The organism is Nitrosomonas oligotropha (assembly GCF_009833085.1).
Lineage (GTDB): Bacteria > Pseudomonadota > Gammaproteobacteria > Burkholderiales > Nitrosomonadaceae > Nitrosomonas > Nitrosomonas oligotropha.
This window is the reverse complement of record NZ_QRBZ01000003.1, coordinates 89,074-108,907: the sequence shown is the minus strand read 5'-3', so window position 1 is coordinate 108,907 and position 19,834 is coordinate 89,074. Positions and strand designations below refer to the sequence as shown.

The following is a 19,834-nucleotide window of genomic DNA, read 5'->3' as shown; positions in this document are numbered from 1 at the left end:
ATGAAGAGATTTCTTGGAATAATGATATTAATACTCTCGAGCTTACTGGCGTTCCCGGCATGGTCGGTGGAGCTGGCGCCGGACCGGCTGGTCGACAAAACGGTCAAGGAAGTGATGGAAATTATTCAAAAAGATGAGCAATTGAAAAATGGCAATAAAGAAAAAATGCTCGATCTGATCGAGACTAAAATACTGCCGCATTTCAATTTTACCCGTATGACGCAGCTCGCGATGGGACAGCACTGGTCAACCGCAGTGCCGGAACAACAACAAAAACTGGTGAATGAATTCCGCACATTGTTAGTGCGCACGTATTCCAACGCCTTGAACAGTCATAGTCACGAAACGATTAAAGTCAATCCGATCAAGCAACTGGGTGATCAAACGGAAACCACAGTCCGGACTGTAGTGATTCAGGGAAATGGAAAAGAACCATTGCCGATTGACTATAGCATGGAGAAAAAGCCGGATGGCTGGAAAGTCTATGACGTGACAGTCGCCGGTGTCAGTCTGGTGACCAATTACCGCGGAAGCTTTAACAGCCAGGTGCGTAAAGGCGGCGTCGAGGGGTTGCTGAAAGTCTTGACGGATAAAAACAAATCCCTGGAAGGTAAAAAGTAGTAACGGCAGGAAATCAATTGAATCCTTCGGTTCCGATGATCTTTCGTGAGGGCAACACCGTGATCGTGCAGGGCGCTGTGACGATCGATAATGCGGTGATGCTGACGAAAAGCGGCATTGCGTTGTTCGACGATCAACCGCTGACAATCGATCTCGATCAGGTGACCGAAGTGGATTCAACCATCGTCAGCGTATTGCTGGAATGGCAGCGCGCGACGCGTAAAAACTGCCATGCACTGCAATTTATCAATATGCCCGAGAGTCTTAAGAGCCTGATCCAATTATATGGGGTTGCGGAGTTAATTCCGCTCGCGGTCAATCCAGTTCCCGTGCAAAACGCTTCCTGACCGGATGTTGTTTTGCCATTCCTGAAGTTCCGAATTATTCTCCTTCTGATTTCTGTATCCGATGCAACCCGCTATTGAAGTTAAGCACGTCTCCAAACGCTTCGGCAATGTGCGCGCACTGTCCGGTATCGATCTTGAGATTCACGCGGGAGAATTTTTTGCGTTGCTGGGTCCGAATGGCGCGGGTAAGACGACGCTGATCAGCATTATCGCCGGTTTGACTCTGGCCGATAGCGGTTCGGTCAGCGTGATGGGACATAATGTCATTACAGAATACCGGCAGGCGCGGCAGAGTTTAGGCGTGGTGCCGCAGGAATTGGTGTTTGATCCTTTCTTCACGGTGCGTGAAATATTGTTAATCCAATCCGGTTATTACGGTATTAAACACAATGGCGATTGGGTGGATGAAATTATTGAACGGCTGGATTTGACCGGCAAAGCCAACGCCAACATGCGTGCGTTGTCGGGCGGTATGAAACGCCGGGTTTTGGTGGCGCAAGCACTGGTGCACAAACCGCCGGTCATTATTCTGGATGAACCGACGGCCGGTGTGGACGTGGAATTGCGTCAATCGTTGTGGGATTTTATCCGCCAACTCAATCAGAATGGACACACCATTGTGTTGACGACACATTACCTGGATGAGGCGGAAACGCTGTGCAACCGGGTGGCGATGCTGAAAGAAGGAAAAATTATTGCGCTGGATAGCACGCAGAATATGATCGGAAAGCTGCCTGCCGGTAAATCGGTGCGGCTAAGATTGCTGCCCGATACTTTACCAGCCGCGCTACAGACATTACAACTCAGTCATAGTGGCGGAATAGTTGAATTGCGGATCGACACCTATGCGCAAGTGGAATCAATACTATCGGCTTTGCGATCCGCGCAAATCGAGATACTGGAAATGCACTTGCAGCAACCGGATCTGGAAGATGTGTTCGTCAACATGATGAGAAACAGTGGGAACGAAGTGACATGATCGGATTCTTCACATTGCTCTACAAAGAATTGCTGCGTTTCTGGAAAGTCGGTTTTCAGACGATAGTCGCGCCGATGGTTTCCACGCTGCTGTATTTGCTGATTTTCTTTCATGTGATGGAAGCGCACGTCGAAGCTTATCCCGGTGTGGCGTATACCGCTTTCCTGATCCCTGGACTGGTGATGATGGCGGTCATTCAGAATGCGTTTGCCAATGCATCGTCCAGCATGATTCAGTCGAAAATCAGCGGCAATATCGTATTTATCCTGCTCTCGCCATTGTCCTACCACGCCATATTCTTTGCGTACATCATCGCTTCCATCGTGCGCGGGTTGTTGGTCGGACTGGGAGTTTATTGGGTCACGCTGTTTTTCTTCGATATTCCGCTCGCGCAACCGGTCTGGTCGATCCTTTTTGTCGTGCTCGGCAGCGCGATACTGAGTGCGCTGGGGCTGATAGCGGGCATCTGGGCGGACAAATTCGATCAATTGGCGGCTTTCCAGAATTTCATCATTTTGCCGCTGACTTTCTTATCCGGCGTGTTTTACACCATTCATTCGCTACCGGCCGGCTGGCAGTATTTTTCTCACCTGAACCCGTTTTTTTACATGATTGACGGATTCCGCTACGGCTTCTTCGGTGTATCGGATATTTCGCCTTATATAAGTCTCTTGATTGTGGCAATATGCTTGGTGGCAATATCCATGCTGACTATCCGCATGCTCAAAACCGGATATAAATTGCGGCATTGAAAATAACGATTGTTTGATTTTGCATGTTCATCATGCGTGAAGGAGAATAAAAATGCTTACTGCAGAAAACGTAAAAACGTATATTGAATCGGCATTACCTTGTCAGCACGTGCAAGTGGAAGGCGACGACGGACGCCATTTCCATGCGCTGATCGTCAGTGCGGAATTTACCGGTAAGAATATGGTTCAACAGCACCAGCTGGTTTACAAATCGCTGGGCGAAAAAATGAAGCAAGATATTCATGCGTTGTCGATGAAAACGCTAACGCCCGAGCAATGGTCGAATAAATCCTGAGCGTTTCAAGAAATTAGGCTTTGACCGGGCATTCAAGATTTCAAGTCATTTTATCAACCGGCAATTCACTATGATTGCCTTTTGTTATCGATTTATCTGGAATTTCATTGTTTAGATTACTAGGCGCTTTAGCGGGTTTTTTCCTTCTTGGTTTCTGGGGCATTTTCCTGGGTTATTTCATCGGGAGCTTTATCGACCGGTTCAGAGCTTTTGGCCCGGGCGGGATGAATCCGTTCAACGCCGCGCGGCGTCAGTCGGTTTTCCTGGAGACCGTTTTCATTCTGATGGGCAAGCTGGCCAAAGCCGATGGCCGGGTATCCGAAACGGAAGTGTCGCACGTCGAGCAATTCATGCAGAAATTGCGCATGACGCGCGATCACCGGCTGAAAGCTATCACGCTGTTCAAGCAAGGCGCTTCAGGCGATTACGATATTCATCCGCAACTCGATGAATTCCTGAAAACATGCGGCTATTCCCCTAATTTGCGGCAAATGCTGCTGGTTTATCTCATCATCATGGGATTATCCGACGGCCATCTGAATTCCGCTGAAGAGGAACTGTTGCGAACCATCGCCGGACGTTTGGGTTATCACCAAGCCGCCTTCGATCAGTTGCTCGGCATGATCATCAATCAAGCGCACTTTGCCGGAGGGCAAAGCACCTCGGCCAATGCGCTGGAAGATGCCTATAAAGCATTGGGTGTCAGCAAAGACAGCACGGATCAGGAAATCAAACACGCTTACCGCAAATTGATGAGTCAATACCATCCGGATAAATTGATGGGGCAGGGTGTGCCGGAAGAAATGATCGCCGTCGCGACCGAACAAGCCAAGGAAGTGCAAACGGCTTACGATTTAATCAAAAAGAGCCGGGATTTGAAGCGTACAGGGGCTTAAGCTCGTATAGTCGAAATTAAATGAAATCGCTATTGTTCACATTCCGCCGTTGTCCTTTTGCGATCCGTGCTCGGCTGGCGATCAAAGTCAGCGGCGTTGAAGTCGGTCAGCAGGAAGTCAGTCTGCGCGCCAAGCCCAAAGAAATGCTGGAATGCTCTCCCAAAGGCACTGTGCCGGTATTAAAGTTTGCCGACGGATCTGTGCTCGAGCAGAGCCTGGATATCATGCAATGGGCGCTGTCGATCCATGATCCCGAGCATTGGCTGGATCCCGATCAAGCTGTGATGGCTGAAGTCATGTCGCTGATCAAGCAGAATGATGAATCATTCAAACCGGCGCTGGATCTTTACAAATATGCCGTGCGCTTTCCGGAACATTCCGAGGCTTATTACCGCGAACAAGCGGAGCCTTTCTTAGCCGGTTTAGATGCGCGCTTAAGCAAGAATGGTTATTTGCTGAGCGGCCGCTACACATTAGCGGATATGGCCATCTTCCCTTTCGTCCGGCAGTTTAGCAATGTCAATCCGGATTGGTTTTATGCTTCTCGCTATCATCATCTGATCGCTTGGCTGGACCGGTTGACCGGTTCAGAATTGTTTCAAAACATAATGCAGAAAGAAGCTGACTGATCGCCAGCATTTCAGCCGCGTCGCGCCGCCTCGATTGCGACGATGTCGATTTTTCTCATCTGCATCATCGCATCGAATGCCCGCTTGGCGGCGGCAGGATCGGGATCGGTGATTGCTTCCGTCAAGGCGACCGGTGTGATCTGCCAGGACAATCCCCATTTATCCTTGCACCAGCCGCACGCGCTTTCCTGACCGCCGTTGCCGACGATGGCGTTCCAGTACCGATCTGTCTCGGCTTGATCCGCAGTTGCAACCTGGAATGAAAACGCTTCGTCGTGTTTGAACGCGGGCCCACCGTTCAATCCGAGACACGGAATACCCATCACGGTGAACTCGACCGTCAACACATCCCCCTGTTTTCCGGACGGAAAATCTCCCGGCGCGCGAAGAATTGCGCCAACGTATGAATCGGGAAAGGTATCGGCATAAAAGCGTGCCGCTTCTTCGGCGCCGCCATCGTACCAAAGGCAGATAGTGTTCTTTGTTGGTTTTGTCATATCACGTCGCTATGTGTGAGTAAAAAGGTAATGGACTGGAACGAAGGAATATCTTATCTGAAATTTTTTAACGACACGACTTGCAGTGGCGTAATGCACATGAAAAATCAGCCGGAATGATTTTCACAGTGTGATAGATCGATAAAGCTATTGCATTGAATGCCGTGCAAACGGCAGAACACCCTCACGGGCTTCCGCTTTAAGGTTATACGGGTTATGGCACCGCCTGACCGTGCTGCCATAATTCATATTCGCTGATATCGATGGCACTATCCCAAACGACCGCGTACCCGCCTTGCTCTACTTGCACCGACTTAAAAAAAGCCGGGTTCCTCAGCCGGGAGAACATATCTTTTCTTAGCAGCGGAGTGACATCGTATTTTCTCTTTTCGTCATTGTCGAATTCAACCAGCAAAGTATGATCATCGATAGCAAGTGCTGATTTTACTTTTGGATATCGCATCCTTTTACTCCAAAGGAGGCAGCTTGTGAAATTCCTGTTTCTCCCACATCTTTTTCATTTCTTCCTTATTAATTGCAGCCCACTCGATAATCAGATCCTTTGCTCTGTTCGGCAGATCTCCCTCGATCATTTCAAGGGTATCGATATTGAATAAGCCGACATATTCCCCGTACACCGCATGAAAATGCGGAGGCGGATGATCGCCGAAGAAGAGTTTTATCACGATTCCATAAAATCTTGCAATTTCTGGCATATCTATTTCTTGTTTAGTTTTCGATAGTATTAACTGTCATATCACAGCGGAACATCCTAACGGACTTCCATTTACCGGGGCAGCATGTGCTGCGGGTTTTGGAGCAAAATGTTGGAGTTCCTAACGTCACTCCAACCTACCGTGCTATTACGCTTTTATTGTTATTTGTACGGAAAATTTGGATCATCAGATGTTCCTGCAACTATATGCTTCTTTACTAGTTCTCTTTGTTCTGCAATATATTGTGATGATTCCTTGGTTTCGTTTATTGTTTCTTGAAGCTCTTTCGCAAGAATTTTTAGATTATTAATTTCATTTTGTGTTTCCTTGCTTGCTCTTCGATGATATATCTCAGCTATGGCAATGGATACTATTGCTCCTATTGCAGCACCTGTAATCAATTCAAGCATTACAATGTCACTCTAGTCTTTATTGTGTTCATGAGCATTTGAATTATTACCTGCTAACGTAATATATAAGATATTTCATCCGATAATTCTGTAGATGTTGCCGTATAATTGCAGTTATGTTGGATTATCATCATGTATTTTAATGCTAATTAGTAAATCAATAAGACAAATGTCATGAGTAAATACGACAATGCCACCGACTAAAAAATTGCTCGATCAAGTTTGTGAGAAAATAAGATACAAGAACTATAGTTTAAGCATGGAAAAAACTTATATTTCATGGATTAAACACTATATTATTTTTCATGGCAAGCGGCATCCGGCTGAGATGGGTGTGATTGGGATGGAACGGTAATTGTCTCATCTGACTAATGAACATCATGTCTCATAGGTATCCAGTATTAAGGTATAAATTCAATCAAAACAGTAATTTTTTGCGTATCAACATAAAAGATTCTTCGCATGTTTTGAATTAGCGTTGTAAAGTTATTGCGAGTCTTTCAGATCATTAGTAAAAATTAATCACAATTGATCTGATTCTGGATATTTCTATGAAAAAACTCTCCCCCGAAGTCATCGCCAAGCGATTGGCTCATTTTCCAAACCCGGTTTACGCCGAAGAACTACCAGTCAATGCTCGCCGGGAAGAAATCAAGCAAGCAATTGAGCGGCATCAAGTAGTAATCATTTGCGGGGAAACCGGTTCCGGTAAAACCACGCAAATCCCTAAAATCTGCCTGGAACTCAAACGCGGTGTGCACGGCCTGATCGGGCATACGCAGCCGCGGCGGATTGCGGCGCGGACGGTGGCGGCGCGGATTGCGGCGGAGTTGAATAGTCCGTTGGGGCAGGCGGTGGGTTACAAGGTGCGTTTTTCCGATAAGATCGGCGCAGATAGTTACATCAAACTGATGACCGACGGTATTTTGCTCGCCGAGACGCAGGGCGATCCGCTGTTGCAGGCGTACGATACGCTGATCATCGACGAGGCGCACGAGCGCAGTTTGAACATCGATTTTCTGCTCGGCTACCTCAAGCAATTGTTGCCCAAGCGGCCGGATTTAAAGGTGATCGTGACGTCGGCGACCATCGATGCGCAGCGCTTCTCGCGGCATTTCAGCGCTGCGCCAGTGATCGAGGTCAGCGGGCGATTGTATCCGGTCGAGATCCATTACCGTTCGCCGTTGGCTGATGAGGACGACGATAGCGACGGCGATGTGCAACAAGCCATCATTCATGCGGCCGATGAGTTGATGGCGCTGGGTTCGGGCGATATTCTGGTGTTTTTGCCGGGTGAGCGCGAGATCCGAGAAACCGCCGAAACCCTGCGCAAACATTCATTTCACCGTTTTCATTCGAGTATCGAGATCTTACCGCTGTTTGCCCGATTGTCGGTCGCCGAGCAGGAGCGGGTTTTTCAGCCGGATGGTGCGCGCCGTATCGTGCTGGCGACCAACGTCGCGGAAACGTCATTGACCGTTCCGGGCATTCATTATGTGATCGATACCGGTCTGGCGCGGATCAACCGTTACAGTTACCGCAATAAGGTCGAGCAATTGCTGGTGGAGAAAATCTCACGCGCATCGGCGAATCAAAGGGCGGGGCGTTGCGGCCGGGTGGCGAACGGCGTGTGCATCCGCTTGTATTCAGAACAGGATTTTCAGGGCAGGGCGGAGTTTACCGATCCGGAGATTTTGCGCTCGTCGCTGGCGGCGGTGATTTTGCGCATGAAGTCGCTGAAAATCGGCGATGTGGAAGATTTTCCGTTTCTGGAGCCACCGTCGCCGCGCATGATCGCCGACGGTTATCAGTTGCTGGCGGAACTGGGCGCGGTCGATGACAACCGGCAGCTGACTGCAACCGGCTGGCGTTTGGCGAAATTCCCGATCGATCCGCGCATCGCCCGCATGATTCTGGCTGCGAAACAGGAAAACTGTCTGCACGAAATCCTGATCATCGCATCGGCGTTGAGCGTGCAAGATCCGCGCGACCGGCCGTTTGAGCATCAGGCTGCTGCCGACCAGGCGCACCGCCGCTTCCAGGATGACCGCTCGGATTTTATGGCGTACTTGAAGCTGTGGGATTTCTTTGACGATCTGCTGAAGCACAAAAAATCCGGCAAGAAACTGATGGCGCAATGCCGCGAGCATTTTCTGTCGTACCGGCGCTTGCGTGAATGGCGTGAGATTCACGGGCAATTGCACGTGCTGATGACGGAGCTGGGTTTCAAACCGAATGAAATTCCGGCGGGGTACGACGAGATTCACCGCGCGCTGCTGCCCGGTTTGCTCGGTAACATCGGTTTTAAAACCGAGAATGAAGGGGAATATCTCGGCGCACGGGGCATCAAGTTTGCGATTTTTCCCGGCTCGGTGCTGAAAAAAGGTAAAGCCAAATGGGTGGTGGCGGCGGAATTGGTCGAAACCAGCAAGCTTTACGCCCGGTGCGCGGCCAGAATCGAACCGCAGTGGCTGGAGCGGATCGGCGGAAATTTATGCAAACGGCATTATTTCGATCCGCATTGGGAAAAGAAACAAGCGCAGGTAATGGCTTATGAACGCGTCACGTTGTACGGCTTGATTGTCGTTGCGAAACGGCCGGTTCATTACGGTTCGATCAATCCCAAGGAATCGCGCGAGATTTTTATCCATTCGGCGCTGGTAGCGGGGGAGTATGTGACGCAAGCGCCTTTCTTTGTTCACAACCAAGCGTTGATTCATGAAATCGAAGAGCTGGAGCATAAAGCGCGGCGGCAGGATGTCTTGGTCGATGAACACGCGATTTTCGCTTTTTATGATGCCATCATTCCGCAAAACATCAGCAATGGCGCAGGATTTGAGAAGTGGCGCAAACTGGCTGAACAACAAGAGCCGCGCTTGTTGTATTTGCAGCGTGAATTGTTGATGCGGCATCAAGCCGATCACATCACCGAAGTGCAATTTCCGGAAAATTTGCTGCTTGCGGATGGCAGTGTTTTGCCGCTCACTTACCGCTTCGATCCCGGCCATGTGCTCGACGGCGTAACCGTTTCCGTGCCGCTGCCGTTGTTGAATCGTCTGGACGCCAAGCAGCTGGATTACTTGGTTCCTGGGTTGATTCGGGAAAAAATCACCTGGTATTTGAAAGCGCTGCCGAAGCAAATCCGCCGTATTCTGGTGCCATTGCCGGATTCGGTGACCGGATTCCTGGATAGTCAAACCCCTACCTGGCAACATATTTCCTTGCAGGAAGCGTTGGAAAAATTCATTCAAAAGAAAACCACGCTATCGGTTCCGGCAGAAACCTGGCAAGCCCATGAGATACCGGCGCATTTGCTGATGAATATCCGGGTGCTGGATGATGCCGGACAGGAATTGGCGATGAGCCGTAGTCTCGCCGATTTACAATCGCAGTTGGGTAAAGCCGCGCAAATGACTTTTGTGAAACGCGATGCCGGTCATGCGAACACCGGCATCGAACGCGATCACATCACGCAATGGGATTTTGGCGATTTACCGGCGGAAATAACATTTCAACGCAATGGCCATGCGTTGATCGGTTATCCGGCGTTGACCGATCAAACGGAAAGCGCCGCGATCCGTTTGTTCGATACGCGTCAGGCGGCGGATGGCGCGATGCGATCAGGCATCAGGAGATTGCTGTGTTTGGCGCTTAAAGAGCAGCTCAAGCAGTTGGAAAAGAACCTTTCGGGATTAAAACAGGCGAGCATGCAATTGGCCACGCGGATCAATCCGGGCGAATTGAAGCAGGATATGCTCGATGCCATCATCGATCGCGCTTTGCTCAATGACGACCCATTGCCACGCACGGAAGCTGAATTTTCCGCTCACAGTCAACGCGCCAAAGGCCGCCTGCCGGAAGTGACCGCAGCGCTTGCCCGTTTGTTGCAACAGATTGGCAGTGACTATCAGATCGTGCTCGGACGATTAGCATCGGCGCGAAACACGCGGGTCAAGTCCGAACTGGATGAACAACTTGAAATGCTGATTTACCCCGGTTTTCTCAGTAAAACCGCGTGGCAGCGGTTGCAGCAATTCCCGCGTTATTTGAAAGGAATGGCGTTACGACTGGAGAAATTACCGACGAATCCCGAGCGCGATGAGCGCAACAGCGCCGAAATCGCGCCATTCTGGCAGCAATACCTTCAGCATCGGGAGAAGCATCGGAAATTGGGATTGCAGGATGACAATCTCGATGAATTCCGCTGGCAGATCGAGGAGTTACGCATTTCACTGTTTGCGCAGGAATTGAAAACGCCGTTTCCGGTATCGGTTAAACGGTTGCAGAAACTGTGGGAAAGCGTGCATGCATAGTCTGCGATGGCCGATGAAGGGCAGTTCCGAAGCTACCGGAGGGAATGGTGTAGCACGGAACTGTTTTGATCATTGCAAGTAGTGTCGATTACTTAATTCATTTCTAGCGTACGCGGCAAGAGCTTGTGCCTTCGATAACGATAAATCCGTCAGCATCTTTGATTTGACCGGTTACTTTTCCGCCTTGGATGAATATCGGACTGATCGCAACAGCACCCGCTACGATATCACCTTGATCGCTATCGAAATCAAACTCGACTTCATCGCCGGTACTCGATTTAAGCTCAGCGCTGGCTTTATTGTCACCCGATTTGACAACCGCAGAGTAGCTGCCGGGTGTCAGGTTACGTCCATCCACCGAAACCGAAGAGCGGTTTGATTTTTTCTCGCATTTGATGCGAATGCCGGCAGCATTTGCATCCGCTGCGGATAGTGACGTTGCAAAAAATACAATGGCTGCACCTAACAGTGTTGAAACTTTTAACATTTTTGTTTTCATTGTTAATTCTCCTTAAATTAATTTCATGAGGTTTTGTTTTCACTCATTGGAGTGAATTATGTGTGTGATAATTTCCCACACGAAAATTATTATACGTGGGAAAATTTACCGCGTAAATAGTTTGTGGGAAATATTCCCATAAAAATGGGATTAATTTTGTAAAGAATCGATGTCTGCGGCAATTTTTAACACCGGATTAATAAGGTAGCAGAGCGGATTAGCTTCACGCTGTTTATATGACGATACCGGAGAAAATGCTCGAACAATAACTACCCAAACGGTTATTGATGATATTGAATGTTACGAGGCGCGGAATGAAAAACGGGAGCCGAGGCTCCCGTTTGAACTATTGGTTGCGAGTATTTCAGTTACGATCAGCAGACCGAATCATTTTTGCGGCGGCGTGCCATGAAACCGATCATACCCAATCCAGCCAGCAACATAGCGTAGGTTTCAGGTTCGGGTACGGCCGATACACCTTCAACAGTGATGTTGTTTAGTCCCCAGCCTTCATCGCCAAGACCTTGCGCGCTACCGGCGTAATCGAATGTCAGCACATGGTTTCCGGCAGTGAAAGTGACCGGAATGGATACATTTAATAAGCCGCCATTGAAGTAGCCAAGATTGACCGCAGAGTAGGTTGCGCCATTCGGGTTGGCGAATACGATATCCGCGCCGCCGCCGCCGAGATTGAACGTACCTTGAAACAGCAGGTCGCTATCGTTATACAAGCTGAATGTGTCGGTACAGCAATTTGAGCCATCCAGACTCAAATAACCTTGAATCTCGAAAGAAATATTACCTGCGCCGCTGCCTGATGCAAAGCTACGTGTGATGCTGCTTGGGCTGGAAAGAATACCGGTTGGCGTCAAATCTTGAAAGAGCACGGATGCCGCATGGGTTGATTGCAACGGCGCCAATCCGATCAAAGTGACAGCTGCAACAGCAATGAAATGAGCAGGTGAAATATTTTTCGTCATAATAGTCTCCAGTTTTGTGTGTATAAGCAGCCAAATCTCTTTCCAATCAGTATTAAGCAAGCCAGTTTCGCGACAAGTCATTAAAATTCTTAAATGATATCCGTAACGTCGTTTCTTACTGTCAGATTGAACTTTGACTATTCAATCGAAATTGCACAGTGGGATTATATAATTCACTGATTTGCCGACTATAACCTACTGACTGTGGTTGACTCCATAGTCCATCGCTCCTGTTTTACTACTAGATAATCAGCGATTTGTACTAGTGCCATCGGTCAAATGGCTAAGCACCTGCTCGCATTCAGCTGCGTGTTGTTTTATGGATGCTGCAGATCCGGATAAAAACTGTGCATAATGCGCTTGCTATAAGCGACAAGATTTTCTTTAGTTAATGCATGTTCTTTAAGTGGAGATTCAATGGGACAACCGCTGATATTGATCAATAACCCGAATGCCGATGCATCCAATGTTGTTGGCCGGTCGCCAAAGAAATACGATTTGTGGCCGAGATGTGCCGCCAATGCGTCAATATCCTGTTTGCCCAATGCGAAGATTTCTTCCGTTTGATGCCGGCCCATGCCATGGCCGTAAATTTGCTGTTGAATCTTTTTTCGCCAAAGGTTGGCAACAATATCCCGGATTATTGGCGGTAATGGGTTGAAGATGGCTTTTTTATTGATTTGCCAATTTTCATCGGTATATTGCCAGCGGGAGTACAGTACAACCCAAAATAAATGCTCTTCCAGCAAGCGTTGCATGGCAGTGGATACGGCCAATTCTTCAGCGGTCAATACGGCATCCAAATCGGTATAGGCGGATTTGAGATACGTAACGATAAAGCGAGAATCGCCAAGCTCTTTGCCATCATCGTCGATATAGGGCAATTTTCCTTTGGGCGCGCGCATCGGTAATGCGGGCTTAATTTCATGTTCAATACCGGCCATGCGCATGTAGGTTTCTATTTTGCAGCAGAAAGGGCTCAAATTTGGAATGCCCCAAGTACGTTCAAATTGATACAGTTTCAGCATTTTTTTATCCTCATGTTATTCATACGATAGTGACTTGTGTATTGCAAGTTAATCTATATTATAAGCTTGTTAAATGCAAGTCAATAAAGTACATTAATAGGGTGGAGTCATTTTTATAGTGAATGGGTAATTTATGGCGGACGATTTAAACCAAACAGAATTTGAGCGATCATGCTGTCCGGTTGCGTGCGCGCTCGATAACCTGGGCGATAAATGGACGCTGCTGCTGGTGCGGGATTTTTTGTTGGGTAAAAAGCGCTATCAAGAATTTCTAACATCGCCGGAGCAGATCGCCACCAATATATTGGCAGACCGGCTGAAAAAATTGGAAGCCGCGGGAATCATTGTGCAGCATGCCTATCAACAGAAGCCGCTAAGATATGAATACGTGCTGACGCAAAAAGGGGAAGACTTGCGTCCGGTGTTGGAAGCGTTGGTCAAATGGGGAATGACCTATTATCCGGGTACAAAGGTTTTCAAACCGTACGCGCAGCGTTCCGCCACGACGGAGAAAAATGCATAGGAATTTGGACTCGGTTGATCGGAAGAATCGATAAAAACCCCCGCTCTGTGCGGCGGGGTATGGTATTAGTGGAAGCAGATCAACTCTGAGGTTCCGGTTTATCTCCGGTGCTTTGAGTTTGTCCGGCTGCGACTTGGCTTTCCAGAATCTGAAGACGGGATTCCAGTCGTGCGACGAGTATTTTTGTTTCGGATGACTCGACGGGAATTTGCGGCTTAGCGGCCAAAGCATGGCTTTCCAAGGCTTCTACCCGGGTTTCCAGCAATTCTGGCAGATTCTCGGTTTCAGGCCCTGCCAGATGGGTAAACTCGACACTATCCTCGTACGGTTCGCGCGTGGTTCCCGTCGCTTTGATGATCGCACCGGCAAGCAGTCCGCCAGTGATTGCGATGATCAATGTGATGACGATACCGTTGAATTGCGCGATGGCGACATCCGGCACGACCAGGAAAGCACTCAATCCGCCCAGTAATCCCGGCATACCGTGCAGGTTGTGCACGCCGCAGGTGTCGACCAGTTTAAAGCGGGATTCGAGCACAGGTTGCAGAAAAACATAGCCCAGCACGGAGACGATGCCGGCCAGCAAACCGATGCCGAAAGCTCCGGTAGGCGAGACGATATTACACACCGAACCGATGGCAACGCCACCGGCCAGCGCGGCATTCGCCATATCCACCATAGATGTTTTGCCGCCGTGCAGTTTGCTGCTGAGGAAATACGTGGCAATGGTCGCGCCACACAGTGCCAGCAATGTATTGGCTACGGTTTGCGGCATGTTTTCCAGCGGCACTAACGCGGTGGCAAAACTCGGCCAGAATAACCAAAGCACCATGGAGCCGAGCATCGCGAAACGATCCGATGTGTGATCCGATTCAATCGGCTGGCTGCGTTGATAGGCCGTGGTCAGTACCAGCGACATACTTAACCCGAAATAAGCGCCGAAGGCATGAATCACAATCGATCCGGCGGAATCCTGAAAGCCGGTGGTATAGCCGATGGCATCGTCAAGCACCAGCCATTCGTTGATTAGATAGAGCGGAACGACCAATAAAGCCAGCAGGGCGTATTGGAAAACGCGCAAACGCCCCAGCACCGCGCCCATTGCGATCAATGCGGTGGCAACCGATAGCTCGGCATACAGGAGCGCGTCGAGCGAATGCGGCGAAAGTTGATGACCGAAAATACCATTGGCGCGGAACAGAATATATAAAGGCAAACCGGTGGCGACAACCAAGTAAGTACCTGTGACAGCACCGAACCCATAGCGGCGTACAAAAACCATTAAAAAGCCGAAACCGATCAGCAGCATGGCAAGAATATGGATGATGTAATTATATTGCGCGACTGTGCGCGCTTCGCTCAAGGCTGGCGCGGCTTCTGCGCTGACCCAACTACTGAAACTGAGGAGAAACAGACTTATTGCGCCCGGCAATATCAAGCTAAAGCTTTTTTTCATGTGATTCTTCCTTATTCTAGTGATTTCTCGGGTTAATCCTCGACGAGATCCAGAGGAGGGGTGACATCTGATATGTCCCCACACAGAGTGTGAGCTTTAATTCCCCCAAAAACAATAGGGGAAAATAAAATTCTGATTTCTAATGAATATGGGTTGATGAACGAAGGAAGGACAGCAGTGTCCGGGAGGAAACACTGAATTTGGGCAGCTGCTATTTATTTTATATCAGCGGAAAATGCTTCGATGCATGCCAGCTTTCAGCGCTTGGATGGCATCTTCGGTGGTGGTGACAATTTGCTGATGCGGGCAAAAGATGTTCTTGGAAAGTTCGCGCTGTGCGTAAAATTGACGGACATAATCCAGTTTTTGCCATTCCGATACCCGGGGTTTCGCCCAAGTTTTATCATCGCGCCCCAGCGCATAGAGCTTCCTTTCGCTGGTAGCGCAGCGGATGCCTTCATAGCTGACATTCATGGCGCCCGCCGACGATTTAACCACCAGCGTGAAGCGGATAACCTCATCTTGACCGATCCGGATGGAAGTGGTGTCGACCAAATATTGGTTGCTCGTCACGGCGCCGGCATCAAACGCGAGCAGATTCTTCACCTCGGGGTAAGTGGGCAGCTGCGTCATTTGCTCAACCCAGGGTTTGTCGCTTTCGAACTCATCTTTAAATGGCGGCTTAGCGCAGGAAAGCAGCAGCAAAGCGCAGATCAGCGCAGTGAGAGCAGGTTTCATGCCGTGGTTAAATCATTCAATAACGACGCACGGACATCGGCAGCGACAGGATCGATTGCGGCCTGATAAGCCGGGTGATCAACGCCCATGCTTACTGCTGCGCCTTGACGGAGCGCTTGAATCATTGCCGGTGTGAGTTCAAAACGCAGGAAATGGACGGACGACGTTTTTTCGCTATTTTCCCGTTCCAGATCTTCGTCGGCGATGGCCAAGACCGGTTCATGACCGGCAATCTTTACCCACACTTTATCTTCGATACCGACCAAAGTCGCGAGTTTGGCGGCTCTGACAACCGGGTCGGCATACTCAATCATCATCGTGGCTTTCCAGTTATGTCCATCCGGAATCAATGGTGTATAGGTCTCGAGCTCATGGGTGATTTCTGCTTCCTGGAAGATACGTTCGACATGCAGCATTTCCTGGATTTGATAACGGATTGTTAAAGTATCTTCAAAAATCAACGTGATATTTTCCCCCAAGGGGACTTTGCGTGTTTTCTTGTGCGCCATGATTTCTGCGCGGAAGTCTTTGCGGATTTTGGCATAAGCTTCCAGCGTCAAAAGGTTTTCGCGGGTGAGTGTGGTCGTCATTTGTTTTTCACCGGGTGAAGGAGTTTGGTTGCCGGGTTGATCGCCGCTCACTGCCGGTTCATGCGTGTTGTCAGGGTCATAAGCCAGACGAAGTAACGTGAGCGGATGCAATTTCTGCGCTTTGCTTTCGCCGATGCCTTGTTCAATATGGCGCGCGGCAATCGCGCAATCCGAGCTGATGTAATCCGGATTTGAAGCGGCCATCTGTTTGAAAACCGGGCGGCCGATTTTCATCGAATCGGCAAAGTGCTCGCTTTTCACGCCCCAGGTACCATCATGACCCGAGCAGCGTTCCACGGTGTTGACGGTGGTATCCGGAATGAGTTGCAGGATATCTCTGGTTTTTTTCCCGAAATTTTGCACGCGCTGGTGGCAAGGGATATGGTAGGCGACATTGCCCAGCGGTTTCTTGAAATCCGTCTTAAGCAAATTATCCTGTTTTCTCAAAGCCAAGTATTCAAACGGATCGAACATGGCGGCAGCGACAGCTTGCACTGCTGCATCGTGCGGGAACATCAGCGGTAATTCCTGTTTGTACATGAGCGTGCAGGAAGGGACTGCCGAGAGAATGGCATAGCCGTCCTGCGCCAGCTTCAATAAGTGCGGAATATTCTCATTTTTGAGTTTTTCCACGGCGTCCAGGTCGCCCAATTCCAGTTTTGGCATGCCGCAACAGGCTTCTTTCTCCACGAGACGCGCGGGAATTTCATTATGTTCCAGCACTTTCAGTAAATCGTGACCGATGCCGGGTTCGTTATAATTGATATAGCAAGTGGCGTAAATGGCGACTTTGCCGGGCGTGCGCGCACCGTCTTTAACGGGGAAGGTATCGTTTGGTTTCGCATTCGCACGAAATTTATCCGCTGTATATTCAGGTAATTTACGCTCGGCATGAATGCCCAGCGTGCTATCCATGATTTTGCGGACAGCCGGGGTATTGTTCATGGCATTGACGGCTTGAACCACCACGGGAATCGTTGCCAGTTTGCCCATTAAATCGGTGCTGGAGAGCAGTTCGTCGCGAAAACCGGCGCCTTGGTTTTTATATTTGACCGCTTTGGCGCGCAGCATCAGGTGCGGAAAGTCAATGTTCCATTCATGCGGCGGCACATAAGGACATTTGGTCATGAAACACATATCGCACAGATAGCAGCGATCGACAACTTCCCAAAATTGCAGCTTGTTGACGCTATCCAATTCACCGCTAGCGCTTTCGTCGATCAGGTCGAACAAACGTGGAAATGCCGTGCAAAGATTGACGCAGCGGCGGCAGCCGTGGCAAATGTCGAAAACACGTTCCATTTCCTGATTGAGACTGGTCTCATCATAGAAATCCAGATTTTTCCAGTCGATAGGATGACGTTTCGGTGCTTCGAGACTGCCTTCACGAGTAGCCATAGCGGGATATCAGCGTATACAAAGTGTTAGTTCGGATTGCGGCTGCGGGGTTGGCCGGATAACCGGAAAACCCCGCAGAATTTTTGGAATCAGCGAAATAATCGCAGCACGATAAAATTAATCGGCCAGACTATCCAGCGCACGCTGGAAACGGTTGGCGTGCGAGCGTTCCGCTTTAGCGAGTGTTTCAAACCAATCGGCGATTTCGTCAAAGCCTTCGTCGCGCGCGGTTTTTGCCATGCCTGGATACATATCGGTGTATTCGTGCGTTTCACCGGCGATAGCGGTTTTCAGGTTGTCGCGGGAAGAGCCGAATGGCAAGCCGGTAGCCGGGTCGCCGCAGCTTTCCAGATGCTCCAGGTGGCCGTGCGCATGGCCGGTTTCACCTTCAGCGGTAGAACGGAATACGGCAGCCACGTCGTTTTGGCCTTCTACGTCAGCTTTTGCTGCGAAATATAAATACCGGCGATTGGCTTGGGATTCACCGGCAAAAGCGGCTTTCAGATTTCCTTCGGTTTTTGATCCTTTCAATTCCATCATGCTCTCCTTTTTAGATTGACGAGTTTTTATAGTTCATAGAGATGAAAAAAATGCATTTTCGTATCGCGCAAAACTGAGACTGGCTGAGAAACGGGGACATGAAGTGATGGTTGTGCATCTTGCCAACGTTTCCTTCAGCTTAATCAGCGCATGGCGAGTGCGTAAAAATACAAAATCCAATCCGTGCGTGGAGACTATCGAAGGGCTTATGGATTGTCAACTATCTACGAGGACGTGAGGGGGAAACCGTGCGATGCTTCAGCGGAGGGAGAAAAGATTTGCCGTGTGAATTCTTGTAGAATAAGCGTTTCCGGTGACTCAGAATGTATTGCCGTCGTTTGGGTCCGGTTCAGTGCGTTTTATGTTTTCTTTCTTTGAGTTGGTTCTCTGAGTTTAATTTCTGCATCGATTTTACGCACGCTATGCCATCACTTCCTTACTGGCGCCTATCCGGTTTTTATTTCTTTTACTTTGCATTCATTGGTGCATTCTCGCCGTATTGGAGCTTATATTTGCAGTCGCTGTCGTTTAATGCATTGCAAATCGGTGTGCTGATGTCATTGTTGCTGGTCGCGCGGATTTTTTCACCGGCAGTTTGGGGATGGCTGGCAGATCATACCGGTAAGCGCGTGCGCGTTGTACAGGTGGCCGCAGTCAGTGGTCTTCTGAGTTTTTGCGGCTTCTTCGCGGGCGAATCCTTTGCCTGGCTATTTTTTGTCATGCTGTTGATGAGCTTCTTTTGGAGCGCTTCGTTGCCGCTGATGGAAGCCATTACGCTGTCTCATTTGGGAAGTTACACCGACAAGTATGGACGGATCCGTTCCTGGGGGTCGGTGGGTTTCGTTCTGGCGGTGGTCGGGATCGGTTATTTGCTCGAAAATGTGGAGATTATCTGGCTGCTCTGGGTTGTATTGGGACTCAAGCTGGGTATCGTGATTTTTTCCTATCACATTCCTGAAAAAGAAATCATGCGTCATGCCGCCGGGTTGCATTCGGTCCGGCAGATTTGCCTGCGCCCGGAAGTCATGGCGTTTTTGCTTTCCAGCGTGCTGATGTTATTTGCGCATGGCGCTTACTATACGTTTTTCTCCATTTATCTGGTGGAGCATGGGTATGACAAAGGATTTGTCGGCTGGCTGTGGGCGACCGGGGTGATCTGCGAGATCGGTATTTTCTTCATCATGCCCTGGCTGATGCGGTATTTTCGGTTAAAAATCATTCTGATTTTCAGCTTCGCCTGCGCCATGCTGCGTTTTGTGCTGTTGGGAGAATATGTCGAATGGCCGGTTGTCATTATTTTTGCGCAAATTCTGCATGCGGCGACTTATGGCACGCATCACATTGCCGCCATGATGGTCGTGCATCAATTCTTTCAGGGGCGTCATCAGGCGAAAGGACAAGCGATCTATACCAGTACGGCGTATGGCGTGGGCGGCGCATTGGGCGCGGTATTCAGCGGCTACACCTGGGATTGGCTGGGCGCGGAGATCACTTTCTTCATCAGCGCGGTGGCGGCATTCGTTGGCCTAATCTTAATTGCATGGAAAATGAAATCATTCAGTCAGTAATGCAAGCGCGTGTTTGGTTTGTTGAACCTGTAAACTTTATGGGATAATCGCACGTTAAC

At 49.3% G+C, this 19,834-nt stretch carries 22 protein-coding genes; 11 read left to right on the top strand and 11 right to left on the bottom strand.

Annotation, left to right across the window (positions count from 1 at the left end; all coding sequences use genetic code 11):
* From ABD07_RS01670 to ABD07_RS01640, 7 genes are all read left to right on the top strand, one after another.
* The gene (locus ABD07_RS01670) at nucleotides 1-621 is read left to right on the top strand and encodes an MlaC/ttg2D family ABC transporter substrate-binding protein (RefSeq protein ID WP_160816857.1); all 621 of its coding nucleotides are present in this window, start codon (nucleotides 1-3) and stop codon (nucleotides 619-621) included.
* 17 nt (nucleotides 622-638) lie between these two features.
* On the top strand, nucleotides 639-968 hold the full coding sequence (locus ABD07_RS01665) for an STAS domain-containing protein (RefSeq protein WP_240142365.1): 330 nt from the start codon (nucleotides 639-641) through the stop codon (nucleotides 966-968).
* Between the two features lie 61 nt (nucleotides 969-1,029).
* Complete coding sequence (locus tag ABD07_RS01660; protein WP_160816841.1) at nucleotides 1,030-1,947, top strand: ABC transporter ATP-binding protein; 918 nt, start codon at nucleotides 1,030-1,032, stop codon at nucleotides 1,945-1,947.
* Entirely contained in the window at nucleotides 1,944-2,699 is a 756-nt protein-coding gene (locus ABD07_RS01655) for an ABC transporter permease (protein WP_160816840.1), read from the top strand. The genes ABD07_RS01660 and ABD07_RS01655 overlap by 4 nt, the downstream gene beginning before the upstream one ends.
* A gap of 52 nt (nucleotides 2,700-2,751) precedes the next feature.
* Complete coding sequence (locus ABD07_RS01650; RefSeq protein WP_160816839.1) at nucleotides 2,752-2,994, top strand: BolA family protein; 243 nt, start codon at nucleotides 2,752-2,754, stop codon at nucleotides 2,992-2,994.
* Between the two features lie 107 nt (nucleotides 2,995-3,101).
* On the top strand, nucleotides 3,102-3,890 hold the full coding sequence (gene djlA / locus ABD07_RS01645; protein ID WP_160816838.1) for a co-chaperone DjlA: 789 nt from the start codon (nucleotides 3,102-3,104) through the stop codon (nucleotides 3,888-3,890).
* Between the two features lie 20 nt (nucleotides 3,891-3,910).
* Complete coding sequence (locus tag ABD07_RS01640) at nucleotides 3,911-4,519, top strand: glutathione S-transferase (protein ID WP_160816837.1); 609 nt, start codon at nucleotides 3,911-3,913, stop codon at nucleotides 4,517-4,519.
* A gap of 11 nt (nucleotides 4,520-4,530) precedes the next feature.
* Here ABD07_RS01640 and ABD07_RS01635 read toward each other — a convergent pair whose 3' ends face one another.
* From ABD07_RS01635 to ABD07_RS01620, 4 genes are all read right to left on the bottom strand, one after another.
* Entirely contained in the window at nucleotides 4,531-5,016 is a 486-nt protein-coding gene (locus ABD07_RS01635) for a VOC family protein (protein ID WP_160816836.1), read from the bottom strand.
* Nucleotides 5,017-5,230: 214 nt separating this feature from the next.
* Entirely contained in the window at nucleotides 5,231-5,479 is a 249-nt protein-coding gene (locus ABD07_RS01630; protein WP_160816835.1) for a DUF2442 domain-containing protein, read from the bottom strand.
* 4 nt (nucleotides 5,480-5,483) lie between these two features.
* The gene (locus ABD07_RS01625) at nucleotides 5,484-5,732 is read right to left on the bottom strand and encodes a DUF4160 domain-containing protein (RefSeq protein WP_108698912.1); all 249 of its coding nucleotides are present in this window, start codon (nucleotides 5,730-5,732) and stop codon (nucleotides 5,484-5,486) included.
* A 161-nt stretch (nucleotides 5,733-5,893) separates the two neighbouring features.
* Entirely contained in the window at nucleotides 5,894-6,142 is a 249-nt protein-coding gene (locus tag ABD07_RS01620) for a YtxH domain-containing protein (RefSeq protein ID WP_160816834.1), read from the bottom strand.
* A gap of 190 nt (nucleotides 6,143-6,332) precedes the next feature.
* Between ABD07_RS01620 and ABD07_RS15305 the strand changes: the two genes are divergently transcribed.
* Together ABD07_RS15305 and hrpA are read left to right on the top strand one after the other, a co-directional pair.
* Nucleotides 6,333-6,497 carry a phage integrase N-terminal SAM-like domain-containing protein gene (locus tag ABD07_RS15305; RefSeq protein WP_108698914.1) on the top strand — a complete coding sequence of 55 codons (165 nt, stop codon included), beginning with the start codon at nucleotides 6,333-6,335 and terminating at the stop codon, nucleotides 6,495-6,497.
* A gap of 196 nt (nucleotides 6,498-6,693) precedes the next feature.
* Nucleotides 6,694-10,455 carry an ATP-dependent RNA helicase HrpA gene (hrpA, locus tag ABD07_RS01610; protein ID WP_160816833.1) on the top strand — a complete coding sequence of 1,254 codons (3,762 nt, stop codon included), beginning with the start codon at nucleotides 6,694-6,696 and terminating at the stop codon, nucleotides 10,453-10,455.
* Nucleotides 10,456-10,558: 103 nt separating this feature from the next.
* Here the strand turns inward: hrpA and ABD07_RS01605 are convergent, their stop codons facing one another.
* The 3 genes from ABD07_RS01605 to ABD07_RS01595 form a co-directional block, all read right to left on the bottom strand.
* Nucleotides 10,559-10,954: a hypothetical protein gene (locus ABD07_RS01605; RefSeq protein WP_160816832.1), complete on the bottom strand. Its 396-nt coding sequence runs from the start codon at nucleotides 10,952-10,954 to the stop codon at nucleotides 10,559-10,561.
* Between the two features lie 374 nt (nucleotides 10,955-11,328).
* A complete protein-coding gene (locus ABD07_RS14890; protein ID WP_240142364.1) occupies nucleotides 11,329-11,934 on the bottom strand; it encodes an FxDxF family PEP-CTERM protein in 606 nt (201 codons plus the stop codon).
* A 317-nt stretch (nucleotides 11,935-12,251) separates the two neighbouring features.
* The gene (locus ABD07_RS01595; RefSeq protein ID WP_160816831.1) at nucleotides 12,252-12,962 is read right to left on the bottom strand and encodes a glutathione S-transferase family protein; all 711 of its coding nucleotides are present in this window, start codon (nucleotides 12,960-12,962) and stop codon (nucleotides 12,252-12,254) included.
* Between the two features lie 133 nt (nucleotides 12,963-13,095).
* Between ABD07_RS01595 and ABD07_RS01590 the strand changes: the two genes are divergently transcribed.
* Nucleotides 13,096-13,485: a winged helix-turn-helix transcriptional regulator gene (locus ABD07_RS01590; RefSeq protein ID WP_160816830.1), complete on the top strand. Its 390-nt coding sequence runs from the start codon at nucleotides 13,096-13,098 to the stop codon at nucleotides 13,483-13,485.
* Between the two features lie 79 nt (nucleotides 13,486-13,564).
* Here the strand turns inward: ABD07_RS01590 and ABD07_RS01585 are convergent, their stop codons facing one another.
* The 4 genes from ABD07_RS01585 to ABD07_RS01570 all read right to left on the bottom strand — a co-directional run bounded on the left by ABD07_RS01585 (nucleotide 13,565) and on the right by ABD07_RS01570 (nucleotide 18,204).
* Complete coding sequence (locus tag ABD07_RS01585; protein WP_160816829.1) at nucleotides 13,565-14,941, bottom strand: ammonium transporter; 1,377 nt, start codon at nucleotides 14,939-14,941, stop codon at nucleotides 13,565-13,567.
* Nucleotides 14,942-15,166: 225 nt separating this feature from the next.
* Nucleotides 15,167-15,679, bottom strand: coding sequence for a CNP1-like family protein (locus ABD07_RS01580; protein WP_160816828.1), 513 nt, complete (start codon nucleotides 15,677-15,679; stop codon nucleotides 15,167-15,169).
* Nucleotides 15,676-17,667 (bottom strand): DUF3501 family protein, encoded by a 1,992-nt coding sequence (locus ABD07_RS15255; protein WP_160816827.1) that lies wholly within the window; start codon nucleotides 17,665-17,667, stop codon nucleotides 15,676-15,678. Before ABD07_RS15255 ends, ABD07_RS01580 begins: the two co-directional genes overlap by 4 nt.
* A gap of 117 nt (nucleotides 17,668-17,784) precedes the next feature.
* Nucleotides 17,785-18,204: a rubrerythrin family protein gene (locus ABD07_RS01570; protein WP_108698921.1), complete on the bottom strand. Its 420-nt coding sequence runs from the start codon at nucleotides 18,202-18,204 to the stop codon at nucleotides 17,785-17,787.
* A 425-nt stretch (nucleotides 18,205-18,629) separates the two neighbouring features.
* Between ABD07_RS01570 and ABD07_RS01565 the strand changes: the two genes are divergently transcribed.
* Nucleotides 18,630-19,775: an MFS transporter gene (locus ABD07_RS01565; RefSeq protein ID WP_160816826.1), complete on the top strand. Its 1,146-nt coding sequence runs from the start codon at nucleotides 18,630-18,632 to the stop codon at nucleotides 19,773-19,775.
* Nucleotides 19,776-19,834 lie beyond the last annotated feature (59 nt).